The sequence below is a fragment of the Glutamicibacter arilaitensis Re117 genome (assembly GCF_000197735.1).
In the GTDB taxonomy this organism is placed as follows: domain Bacteria; phylum Actinomycetota; class Actinomycetes; order Actinomycetales; family Micrococcaceae; genus Glutamicibacter; species Glutamicibacter arilaitensis.
Genome location: NC_014550.1, coordinates 1,519,713 through 1,531,819 on the forward strand (window position 1 = coordinate 1,519,713; position 12,107 = coordinate 1,531,819).

Annotated in this window: 8 protein-coding genes and 1 tRNA gene; 5 read left to right on the top strand and 4 right to left on the bottom strand. The window is 58.0% G+C overall.

Translation table 11 applies throughout. From position 1 onward, the window contains the following. Positions 1-121 precede the first annotated feature (121 nt). On the top strand, positions 122-856 hold the full coding sequence (locus AARI_RS07420; RefSeq protein WP_013348707.1) for a TVP38/TMEM64 family protein: 735 nt from the start codon (positions 122-124) through the stop codon (positions 854-856). 84 nt (positions 857-940) lie between these two features. On the opposite strand, the gene AARI_RS07425 is transcribed toward AARI_RS07420, so the two are convergent. Further along, the gene (locus AARI_RS07425; protein ID WP_013348708.1) at positions 941-4,318 is read right to left on the bottom strand and encodes an efflux RND transporter permease subunit; all 3,378 of its coding nucleotides are present in this window, start codon (positions 4,316-4,318) and stop codon (positions 941-943) included. Positions 4,319-4,589: 271 nt separating this feature from the next. Between AARI_RS07425 and AARI_RS07430 the strand changes: the two genes are divergently transcribed. From AARI_RS07430 to AARI_RS07440, 3 genes are all read left to right on the top strand, one after another. Continuing rightward, complete coding sequence (locus AARI_RS07430; protein ID WP_013348709.1) at positions 4,590-6,035, top strand: IS481-like element ISAar22 family transposase; 1,446 nt, start codon at positions 4,590-4,592, stop codon at positions 6,033-6,035. 404 nt (positions 6,036-6,439) lie between these two features. Then, positions 6,440-6,829 carry an OsmC family protein gene (locus AARI_RS07435; protein ID WP_197535091.1) on the top strand — a complete coding sequence of 130 codons (390 nt, stop codon included), beginning with the start codon at positions 6,440-6,442 and terminating at the stop codon, positions 6,827-6,829. Between the two features lie 152 nt (positions 6,830-6,981). Further along, entirely contained in the window at positions 6,982-7,260 is a 279-nt protein-coding gene (locus tag AARI_RS07440; RefSeq protein ID WP_013348710.1) for a hypothetical protein, read from the top strand. 69 nt (positions 7,261-7,329) lie between these two features. On the opposite strand, the gene AARI_RS07445 is transcribed toward AARI_RS07440, so the two are convergent. The 3 genes from AARI_RS07445 to AARI_RS07455 form a co-directional block, all read right to left on the bottom strand. Continuing rightward, entirely contained in the window at positions 7,330-8,844 is a 1,515-nt protein-coding gene (locus AARI_RS07445; RefSeq protein ID WP_269446615.1) for a malate:quinone oxidoreductase, read from the bottom strand. 51 nt (positions 8,845-8,895) lie between these two features. Then, positions 8,896-10,740 carry an ABC transporter substrate-binding protein gene (locus AARI_RS07450; RefSeq protein ID WP_013348712.1) on the bottom strand — a complete coding sequence of 615 codons (1,845 nt, stop codon included), beginning with the start codon at positions 10,738-10,740 and terminating at the stop codon, positions 8,896-8,898. A gap of 151 nt (positions 10,741-10,891) precedes the next feature. After that, on the bottom strand, positions 10,892-11,824 hold the full coding sequence (locus tag AARI_RS07455; protein ID WP_013348713.1) for a 2-hydroxyacid dehydrogenase: 933 nt from the start codon (positions 11,822-11,824) through the stop codon (positions 10,892-10,894). 173 nt (positions 11,825-11,997) lie between these two features. Between AARI_RS07455 and AARI_RS07460 the strand changes: the two genes are divergently transcribed. Continuing rightward, positions 11,998-12,070, top strand: a tRNA-Lys gene (locus tag AARI_RS07460). Positions 12,071-12,107: the final 37 nt, after the last annotated feature.

Genomic DNA, 12,107 nt, shown 5'->3' on the forward strand with positions numbered 1-12,107 from the left:
GGTATGCATCGCGACATCAGAACAGAGCCTCTGTGGATTTGGCCGAAATGCAACTGCTCCGTGTCACTGCGCGGGTTGGAAAGAATATCTGCATTCAAAGCAATGAGGATAAGCTACCACTATGAATGCCGAGCCTGCAGTACCTGAGTTTGACCCATCATCCGGTCTTCCTGATGATCCTGCCAAGGCGCCGTCACTATGGGAAAACTACCTGCGCAACGGGCTGCTCATCGCTGTATTCCTGCTCATGGTCTGGCTGGCATTCAATGTACACCTGCCATCCATCGAGGAGATCAGGTCAAGGGTTGATGGGACCAGCTGGAGTGCCCGGTTCGGCTTCATCATCCTCTACGCATTGGTAGCCATCACGCCCATTCCGATATCGGTCATGGCCATCTGCGGTGGCCTGCTCTTCGGCGTATTCCAAGGTACCGCGTTCTCGCTGATCGGCGTGCTGCTAGGCAGCTGGGCTGCTTACTGGCTCGCCCGGGCTCTGGGACGCGCTACGGTCCGCAAGCTGATGGGCAAGCACGCGGTGCGCATCGAACAGCGGCTTGAGTCCCGAGGCCTGCTAGCGGTCTTCATGCTGCGTCTGATGCCGGGCATTCCGTACTGGCCAGTGAACTACGGCAGCGGAGCCTTTGGTGTCTCGCAACGCGACTATTTGGTGGCCAGCGCACTGTCGGTCATCCCGGGGCAGCTGTCTTTGGTGGCCATTGGTTCCTTTATTGCCGTACCGAATGTTTTCAACGGCGTGGTGATAGGCATTTCGTGGATCGTGGTGGGCGTGCTGACCATTTGGGCCTATCTGAGGTGGCGGCGCCAACCCGTGCCGGCTGCCCCTGTCGCTTCCTGAATTTCACAGCTTTAACGACTTCGCCCCACATGATTCCCAACTAATTGCTGGGTTTCATGCGGGGCGAAGTCGTTGCTTGCTGGACTATGCTTCAGGCTTCTCGTTTGAGGCCTTCTTCATCATTTCCTCGAACTCCCTGCGTTCCTTGCGGGAGACCGGGATTTGTCCGGTCAGGGGATTGACCACTGCATCGGACGCAACGGCTGGCGCCGAGCGCTTGGCAGCAGGCTTGCCGCTGGCGGATGCTTTTTCATCCGCCCGGAGCTTGCCTGGTTTCGGTGATTGCTGCTCGGGGGCCACAGATGCTGCTGGGGCCGTGATCTTGGCGTGGGCGCTATTCATGGCACGGGTCAGATCCTGTGTCGCGGTGTGCTGCTGGGCTGAATGCTTGCGCGCTGCACGTGCGTTAGCGTTCTTCTCCTTGCGGGACTCGACCAAACGGTAAAGTACCGGCACCAGGATCAGGGTGAGCAAGGTAGAGGAAACCAAACCGCCGATAACCACGACCGCCAGCGGCTGGGAGATGAAACCGGACTGGCCTGTCAGGCCCAAGCCCATCGGAACCAACGCGAAGATGGTTGCCAAAGCGGTCATCAGAATCGGACGCAGACGCTGGCGGGCACCTTGCATGATCGCTTCTTCCAGAGCCATTGCCGGGCGTTCTGGCGTATCCTCACGGTACTGGTTGATCAGGTCAATGAGCACAATCGCGTTGGTCACCACGATACCCACCAGCATCAGCATGCCGATCAGCGATGGCAAGCCCAGCGGGATGCCTGAGATCAGCAGCAAGCCGATGGCTCCGGTTGCCGCAAATGGAATCGAGACCAACAAGACCAGCGGCTGGATCAGCGACTTGAAGGTCGCCACCATGATGACGTAAACAATCGCGATTGCCGCCAGCAACGCCAGGTACAGCTGGTTGAATGACTCAGCCTGCTCGGTAGCAGCGCCACCGAGTTCAGCGGTTGCACCCTCGGGCAGCTGCACCGATTCCAGGCGTTCGGTGACCGAAGCGGAGACCGCTCCGAGCATATTCTCTGCCGGGGTCAGCGTGAGCGTGGCGATACGTTCGCCGTTGGAGGTGGTGACCTGCTGGACAACATTGGCACGCTCAACGGTGGCCAGATCCTGCAGTTCCTTGACGCCGGTTGCGGTAGGGATCTTCAGCTCGCGCAGCTTGTCCATGCTGTTCAGATCCAAGCCCTGGCCAATCTGCACGGTCATATCCGTGTAGTCCAGGCGCAAGGTGCCTGCTGGCACAGGGGAGACCTGGGAAGCAACCATGCCAGCGAGCTGGGTCTCGGTCAGACCAGCTTCGGCAGCCTTTTCGGCATCAATATCGATTGATACCTGCTCGCGCTTGGCCGAGAGGTTATCGGAGAGCTCGGTAACGTGCTCGGTACCTTCCAGGGCTTCACGCATCTTGGAGGTCGCCTCACGCAAGATATCCTCGTCCGGAGCCTTGACCTCTACCGTGACATCGCTGGACATCATGGCCGAGGAGTTCGAACCGAAGCTCAAATTCAGATCCTTGGCCAGATCCAAGCCTTCGACCTGTTCCCGTACGGTGTTGGTCAGTGATTCCTGATCTTCATCGGCGTTGGTGATCACGGTGAAACTGGCAGTATCGGAACCCGAGGAGAACATTGCGGCCATGCCGCTGGCACTGCCCACGGTCATCTGGACATCTTCAATTCCGTCGATTTCAGCCAGCTTGGCTTCAATCTTCGCCGCTTCTTTCTCAGTGGTTTCCATGGCAGTGCCAGATGGCATTTCTGCGGTGATGGAAATCGAGTTCTCTCCGGTGGAGCCAAGGAGGTTGGTGTTCAGCAGTGGAGTCATCGCTACGGTGCCGGCAAGAATCAGCACCGAGGCGAGCAAGGTGATGACCGGGTGCTTCTGGGTCTTCTTCAGCACTGGAACGTAGGCACGCTGCAACCAGGACTTGTCTTCAGCCACATGGACGGTTTTGGTTTCGCCGCTGCCTGGGCGATGAGGCAAGAACCAGTAAGCCAATACCGGAACGATAGTCAGCGAGACCAGCAGCGAAGCGAGCAAGGCGATGGTCATGGTCAGTGCGAACGGACTGAATAGTTCTCCGGCCATGCCTCCAACCAGCGCGATTGGCAAGAAGACTGCCACGGTGGTCAGGGTTGCTGCGGTAATTGCCCCGGCAACTTCCTTGACCGCCAGCAAGATGGACTGGGCCTTGGACTCGCCATGGGCCAGGTGGCGCTTGATATTTTCAATGACCACAATCGAGTCATCCACCACGCGGCCAATAGAGATGGTCAACGCGCCCAACGTCAGCATGTTCAGCGTGTATCCGAAGACATTCATGCCGATGAAGGTTGCCATCAGCGAGAGCGGAATGGAGATCGCGGTAACCAGGGTTGAGCGGACCGAGAAGAGGAACACCAAGATGATGATCACTGCGAAACCAAGACCCAATGCGCCTTCCAAGGCCAGGTGCTTGATGGAGTCCTCGATGAACGGGGCCTGGTCAAAGACCGTGGTGATGGTGGCCTTATGGCCCAATTCAGCTTCCAAGTCGGCAATCATGGCGGTTACCGCATGCGAGATGGCTACGGTATCGCCATCAGGAGTCTTGGTGACCTGGATGGAAAGCGTCTCTTCACCATTGGTTCGGGTAATGCTAGTTGCCTCATCGGCCTGCACCGAAACCTTGGCAACGTCCTGGAGCAGCACTGGGCCGTTGTCGGTGATCAGCGGGATCTGCTTGATGGCATCCAGGGTATCGGGAGTGGAACCGGCAATAACTGGCAGTTCCAAGCCGTCGACATCCATGTTGCCAATTGGCATGGGGGAGCCGGCATTTTCAATGCCGTCCTTCAGATCCGCGACACTCAAACCAGCGTTCTGCATCTGGTCATCTTCCGGGATCACCGCAATGTGCTGGGAGGAACCGCCGGAGACCGATGCCTCACGCACGCCATCGATCTTCTGCAGCTTTGGCAAGGTGATGCGTTCTACCGCATCGTTGAGCTGTTCCAGCGACTGGTCAGAAGAGACGGCCAGGGCCAGTACCGGGAAGTCGGCGATGGAGCCGGCAAATGCGGTCGGTTCCACATCTTCAGGCAACTGGGCCTTGGAATTGGCAATGGCACGCTCAACCTGGGTGCGGGCGCGGTCCATGTCCGTCCCGTATTCAAAGGTCAGGGCTATGCGGGTGAAGCCGGCCTGCGAGACGGCGCTGGAGGATTCCAGCCCTTCGACGGCCTGCAATGCGGTTTCCAGCGGCTCAGCCACTTGCTCATCGATGACCTCGGGGCTGGAACCCATTTGGGTTGCCATGACGGAGATTTGCGGAAATTCCAAAGCGGGAATCAACTCTTGTTTGAGCGATCCCATGGAAATCACGCCGAAAATGGCGGCGAAAACCGTGATGAGCGCGATCAGCGCCCGGTTTTTCAATGACAATGTGGCCAAGCGCTGCATGCGGGTGAGTTCCTAGCGGTGTCCTGGGTGAATGGGGTTTGCCTATAACTCTAGTTGGTTGCAAATGTTCATCGGACGCCAGGTGGGGTAAAGCACGCAAAATCATCCCAACGGAGTACCCGTTATTGCTCGGAACGCTGTGTCCTCTCTCAGAACATCGCTTACACCCTGACTCACAACATCGCTTACAGGATGTATCAGCACATCGCTGACAGGTAGCAAGACATGCTGGCAGGCCCCTTCTGGTCAGCGATCAATTTGATAATTAAACGTGTCAAATTCATTATCGGCGTCGATACGCCGCCAAATCATCGAGTTCGATCCGGGCCTGCCAGACTCCTTGAGTATCTCGCAGTTCTGCAAGGAACTGGGAATCAGCAGACCCTCCTACTACAAAGTCAAAGAGCGATTCGTTGCCGAAGGGAACAAAGCACTCAACCCGCACTCCAGAGCCCCGAAAACAGACCGGCGCATCTACAGCGACCAAACCAAAACCACGGTCCTACGCATCCGCAAGCGACTGGCCAAGGACGGGTGGGACAACGGGCCCTTATCTATCTGGTTCGAAAGCCTTGATACTCAGGAGTTCGGTGAGCTACGCCCCTCGGTGGCCACGATCGGCAGGATCCTTGCCGAGGCCGGAGCTACCAAGCGAAACCCGCGCAAACGCCCCCGTAAATCATGGCTGCGCTTCGCCCGTTCGCATCCGATGGAAATGTGGCAGATCGACGGACTGGAATATCGATTGTTCGACCAGGACGCGACCAAGGCGATGATCTATCAGCTCATTGATGACGGCTCCCGATTCGACGTGGGTACGCGGTGCTTTGAGCAAATGGAGAACGCGCAAGATGCGATGGAAACGCTCAAGGCAGCGTTCGCGGAGTATGGGGTGCCGCAACAACTTCTCAGCGACAATGGTGGTGCTTTCAATCTTTCTCGGCAGGGCCTGGTGAACCAGACTGAAATATTCTTGGCTAGCGTGGGCTGCGAAGCGATTACGGGCCGGTTCAGTCATCCGCAAACGCAAGGCAAGAACGAACGCAGCCATAATACGTTGACCCGGTTCCTCGACGCGCATGCACCACATAACCTGGCGGAGCTTTCCACGTTGTTGGAGCAGTATCGGAATCACTATAACCACCGTCGGCGCCACCAGGCGCTGAAAGTGGGGCACACGTATCTGACGCCTGCTCAAGCGTGGGAAGCCGGTGATCATCGTGGTTCGGATGGCGTGGCCATCGATATTGCCCGGATACAGGCCAAAGCCCAGTCGTACTTGGACAAGGCTCTGGCCGTGAAGGCCGATTTGGTTCCGGAGGGCGTAGTGGATGATGGGCTTCAGGTGTTGGGGCGTACGAAGGTTGAAAACTACACCGGTAGCCCCCGCGTTCTGGCGGATCAACGCGATGATGTGATCCAGATTCGACGGACGAATCCGCAGATCTATTTTCGTGGCCGTGTTTTCAAGGTGCCAGCTCACCTGATCGGTGAATACCAGCTGGTCTTGAGCAAGGATGCTTATGCGCTTTACAGCACTGTTGATGGTGAGCAATCACTGTCATTTCCGTTACCGGTCAGGCTGCATTCCAGTGCGCGTTTGGTGCCGTTGTGGCAGGTGTATGGAGCCCGGATCAGGGATCCGAAGCCGGCCTGGACTCAGAAGCGGATCGAGTATGAGGACATCTACTATTCGTCTGACGTCGCCGTTTCCTAGCTAAGGAGATTCGTTGCGCACGGTGTCAGCGATGTTGTGAGTTTGGTTGTCAGCGATGTGCTGATGCCGCGTGTCTACGATGTCCTGAGTTTGGTTGTAAGCGATGTGGTGAGTTCGTGTGTAAACAAACTACCGAGTGATTACATTGCTCGGAACGCTGGATCCGGTCGCGGCAACTGGTACTCGGTAGCGCCAGCTCTTCAGCGAACCCTGACCGTGCGTCCTGCAGTCAGGTAATTAGCCCCGGAATTCCGGGGAACACCCGATGGTGATCTCCTCAGGGGGAATGAGTGGTTAACCATGTAGCAAATCCTCGTCGACTGCCAGGATCTTTCGGCCCGGTGCGCGCGCATACTCGGTATATGGGAAAGTCCCACGGTAGTTGACAGGTGAGAAGGGCAGTCATGGATCGGGAAATCCTGCGTAGCGTGCAACGGCCATTGAAACAGCTGTACCGCGAGAAGCCGCAGGCCGGAAGAATTCTATTGGAAGCCAGCGGAAGGCTCGGGGAAGAGGGGCTTTCCTGCTCGGTGCAAACAGGCCAGGCCTTGGTGAGCGCCGGCCTGCACCCATCCACCGGCGGGGACGGGACGCTGGCCTGTTCCGGGGAGATGCTCCTGCAGGCGCTGGTTGCCTGTGCCGGAGTCACCATGGCGGCAGTCGCGGCCAACAGGTCGCTGGGCGTTGCCGGCAGCGTCCACGCGAGCGGTGTGCTTGATGTACGCGGCACCTTGGGCATGAATCCCGAAGTCCCGGTGGGATTCAGCTCGATCAAGCTCACTTTCAAGCTGTAAACCGACGCCAGCGAGCAGGACTTGGCGCAGCTCATCGAGACCACGGAAAAGTATTGCGTGGTGCTGCAGACCTTGCATTGCCCGCCGGATATCGAAATCATCGCTACTAGGCTCTGAGCAAACGGCCGCTGGAAGCATGGAAGACTGGAGTAATGACTGCACAGATGCCGATAGCGGTGCAAGCCACCGCGCAGCAGGGGATAAGGCGGCTGACCAGGATCCGCTACCGCTATTTCAGCTACGCCCTGCGTTTCGCCGATGGGCGGGAAGTCCACGGATTGGGCTGGGCCGAGGCGGACAAGCTGCTGCAAGGCTACCGGTATCCTGCCGATGCCTCGTGCACGCACCACGGCGCTGAGCGGCATTGCCCCGCATTCGGTGCCGGAGCCTGGGTGGACTACCCCTACGGGCGGCCGCTGGCGCAGCAGTAGCCCGGCACTGCCCGGATACGCGAGAACCGCCCACCAGCACTGGTGGGCGGTTCTCGCGTTGCTTGGTGCTTACAGGCCCAGAGTCTTATCGGTGGCTGCCTTGACCTCAGCGTAGAGCGCTGGGTTTTCGTTCAGCTTCTGGCCGTAGGAAGGAACCATGTCCTTGAGCTTGGTCTCCCAGCCAGCGAACTGCTTGGGGAAGCAGCGCGAGAGCAGGCCGATCATGATCGGGGTTGCCGTGGATGCACCTGGCGAAGCGCCGAGCAGACCGGAGATCGAGCCATCCGAGGAAGTGATGACCTCGGTGCCGAACTGCAGTACGCCGCCCTTCTTGGCATCCTTCTTGATGACCTGGACACGCTGGCCAGCGGTGATCAGTTCCCACTTGGAGCCATCGGCTTCAGGGAAGTACTCCGCCAGCGACTCGTCCTTCTTGGCGCGGGACTTGAGAACTTCCTTGATCAGGTAAGTGGTCAGATCCAAGTTGTCCTTGCCAACAGCCAGCATCGGTATGATGTTGTGCGGACGCAGGGACAGCGGCAGATCCAGCTGGCCGGTGGACTTCAGGAAGTTCATCGAGAAGCCGGCGTATGGGCCGAACATCAGCGAGCGCTTGCCATCGACAAAGCGGGTGTCCAGGTGTGGAACCGACATTGGAGGTGCGCCGACCGAAGCCTGGCCGTAGACCTTGGCGTGGTGCTGGTTGATGATGTTCTCATCGGTGCAGCGCAGGAACTGTCCGGAGACCGGGAAGCCGCCGAAGCCCTTGATCTCATCGATGCCTGCCTTCTGCAGCAGTGGCAGTGCGCCGCCGCCGGCACCAACGAACACGAACTTGGCCTTGACGTTCTTCAGTGCGCCCGAAGCTTTGTCCTTGACGGTCAGCTCCCAGCCGGCACCCGAGCGTTTGATGCCCTGGACCTTGTGGCCGAAGTTCACCGAGGCGCCAGCGGCACCCAGCGAATCGGTCAGCTCGCTAGTCAGGCGTCCGAAGTCGACGTCGGTACCGGAGACCACGCGCGAAGCGGCGACCTTCTGCGAGGCGTCGCGGCCCTTGGCAACAAGCGGGGTCCACTCGTTGATGGTGTCCAGGTCGTTGGTGATTTCCAGTTCCTCGAACAGCGCGTTCGGCTTCAGTGCCTCATAGCGGGTCTGCAGGTACTTGGAGTGGTCATCGCCGATGACGAATGACATATGCGGCAGGGCATTGATGAAGCTGTTGTCAGCGACGCGCTTGTTCTCAACAGCCCATGAGTAGAACTGGCGGGAAAGCTGGAACTGCTCGTTGATGCCAATGGCCTTGGCTGGATCTACCGATCCATCAGCCTTGGCGGCGGTGTAGTTCAGTTCGCATAGTGCCGAGTGACCGGTACCTGCGTTGTTCCATGGGGAGGAAGATTCCTGCCCAGCCTTGTCCAGGTTCTCAAAGAGACCGATAGACCAGGTTGGTTCCAGCTGGTTGATCATGGTGCCAAGGGTGGCACTCATGATGCCGGCACCGATTAGTACTACGTCAAAAGATTCGGTTGACGTTTCAGAAGGCACGAGGATCTCCATCGACAGTGATACTTTGCTCTCTCCCAGAGTAGACCTATATAGCCGGGGGTTAGAAATCGTTAGCTGGGTTAACGGTCGCTAACTTGAGATAGACGGTGAATTTGTCATTTGCACATCGGCGTAGCACTCATTGAGCATTGGTGAGGGCGGGTAGAAAGTGACATTTCCGTTAAACGCCAACGCAGAGATGGGGAAGACCAGTGGGAGTACTGGCAGATCAGCATTCAAGATGGTGAGAATATCCGCGTAGGCAGCTGTTTGCGCTTCGCCAGCAGGGATAGAACGAGCCAGCATGACCTGTGAGTCAAGTAACGGCGAGGTGTAGCCGAACTCATTCTCCTTGGAGGACAAGATGCCGGAAAGGAAGTCATCTGCCGAGCGGTAGCCGCCGGAGAAGCCCAGCAGGTGCAGTCCGTTGAAGTCCTTGGACTGCACGGTCTGGACATAACCATCGGTCCAGGCGATGGGACGGGGCTTAACCCGGATCCCCGCGGCTGCCAGGTCATCTGCGATCTGGGCGAAAGTGCGTTCAGGAAGCGGCAGGTAGTTGCGCGAGACCCGCAGCGGATAGGCGAATTCGATTTCTTCGCCGTTGTAGCCCAAATCGGCCAGCAAGGTCTTGGCCTTGGTGGTGTCGTGGTTGGGGGTTTCATCGGGAGCGGGGATGCTCAAGGCAGAGGGCAGCAGGGTTGAAGCATTCTTGGAGCCTTGCAGGAACAATTTTTCGGCCAGTGAGGTGCGGTTGACCGCATGGGCAATGGCCATGCGGAATTCCGGCTTGGCCAGCCACTTATTTCGCTGGTCCATTCCCAGGTACAGCACGGAGAAAGGATCGCGCTGGACAACAACCTTGGCGTTGCGTACCAGCGTGCGCATGGTGTCAACGGAGACCATGTCGAAGCCATCGATTTCATCGGCCAGCAAGGCGCCTTCACGGTTATAAGGCGACGGAACCGAAGAGATCAGGGCAACTTCAGGATGCGTCTTGTTTTCGGCCAGCCGGGACTGATTCCAATAATCCTTGAAGATCTCCAAGCGCACCACACCGTCCTTATTGGATACGAAGGTGTATGGGCCGGTTCCCACAGGCTTGGTGGAAAGCGACTGGGCTGGATTCTCCTTGGGCCCGCCGGTCAACGCGCTTGGGGCGGCGATGGCCATGCCCGGCAAGGTCAAGGCTTCAATCAGCCCTGGCAGGCGGCGGCGCAGATTCAAGGTGACCAGATAGGTATCGGTGGCTTTGACGGACTCGAAGTAGCTTGCCGTTCCACCCTTGGACTTGCCTTCAAAGAGGTCGGTCTTGTACTGCGTGGCCAGCTCTTCGAGCTGCTTGAGGCGCAACTGCTGGGCAGCGAGTTCTGCCTCGGTTGGGCCTTCAACGCCTTGGAACTCCTTTTCGAGGTCCTTTACGGTGGGAAGCTTGGGAATATCGGAGCCGAAGTGGAAAACATCCGTAAAGCCCTGGGTGGAGTCTGCGCGCAGCGTAGCTGACAAGTTCTCCCAGCGGTTGAAGTTCGCGACGACGGCCTTGGCATTCAATTCGGTACCGTCATGGAAGAGGACGCCCTGGCGCAGGGTAAAGGTGTAGCGCAATCCGTCGGGGCTTTCGGTCCAAGCCTCAGCCAGGCCGGCTACCGCGCCACCGGTATCGGGATCGATGTCGATCAGAGTCTCGTAAACCTGGCGGGTGACGCGGAAAGATTCGTTATCTGCCACAATGGCCGGATCAAACTTGACCGGGGGAGCGGCGGCTGCCAGACGCAAGGTCCGTGGAACTGGAGTGGCGCTGGCGGAAGCGGCTGGCGAGGCGGAACCAGCGGTTCCCGAATTGCCGGTGCAGGCGGCCAGGGTCAGTGCGGTCGTCGCCAAAGTACCGGTCAGCAATGCGCGTCGTGATACGAGATTCAATGGCGTTTCGGGCACTGGGATAACTCATCTTCCTTTGGGCAAGTATTGCTGCTTTGCGCAGGGAACAAGCAAGGAACTTTGCGCAAAGGTATTTATCAAAGATAGCGCACTAAAGCGATGGCTCCGGGAGCCAAAACTCCCGGAGCCATCAACTGAGATGAAATCGTTAGCTGCGGTGCACGAGGTTCTCGCCGTCGTGCCCAGCTGCCCAGGATTGGACCTGCTTCTTGAGAAGCTTCACCATGCGAGGGAAGAATGCCTTGGTGTTGCCTCCGTTATGCGGAATGACCAGGGCGTTGGGGTGCTGCCACAATGGATGATCGGCCGGTAGCGGCTCTGGATCAAAGACATCCGAGGCCATGTTCAAGCGACCTGAAGCAACTTCTGCCACTATCGCCTCGGTCTGCACTACCGGGCCGCGTGCAACGTTGACTACTGTCGCACCGTCTGGAAGCTGGGCCAGCAGTTCTGCATCCACCAGGTGATGGGTCGATTCGTTGAGCGGAACGATCAGGATCAGCACTTCGATCTCGGCGGCACGCGCTGCAAGATCTGCGGTGGCGAAAACCTGTCCGTGATCATCGGTTCGAGCAGTAGAGCCGAAGCGAAGCAGATTCACTTCAAAGGGTTCCAGGCGCTTGCGGATTTCTTCTCCGATGCCGCCAACGCCTACCAATGCCACGGTGCGGTCAGCCAAGCCAGGCCACTGCTGTGGATTCCAATGCCCGGATTGCTGGTCGCGAACAGCCTGGGGGTAGCCGCGCAAGGAAGCGATGGCCAAGCCGATGGCCATCTCGGCGGTAGCTGCCGCATGGACGCCGGCAGCCGTGTTGATGTCGGCGCGATCACCGATCAAGTCAACCATTCCGTCGTAGCCGGTGTTTTGGGTCTGAACGATCTTCAGGTTTGGCGCCTGGCGGATGTTCTTGAGCCGTTGCGGGGATGCCATATACGGAAGGACTGCAATCTCAATATCCTCCAGTGGGGTCCGGGGTTCGTTCTCCAAGTCCCAGAGCACAGCTTTGAGGTTTTCTGGAATGGGACCGACTGCGTCGATGAGTTCTTGGGTCGGGAATGAAATTGTTCGTTGGCTGCTCATGGAATCACTGTACAAACACCTTTCATGCTTTGGTAGTAACCCCTAGTCATCTCCTGTAATGAAGGTCACCGCTGAATGCCGGCCCTCGAATTTGCGCTGAGGGAAATTGCTGGTAAAGTTTTATCTCGTTGCGAAAGCGCGAAGCCCAAAAAGCTTCTAGAACATCGCAGCGGGCGCCTCTAGCTCAATTGGCAGAGCAAATGACTCTTAATCATTAGGTTCCGGGTTCAAGTCCCGGGGGGCGCACGAACAAATTGTTCGGCTTGCCAGACAACTTGTTTGC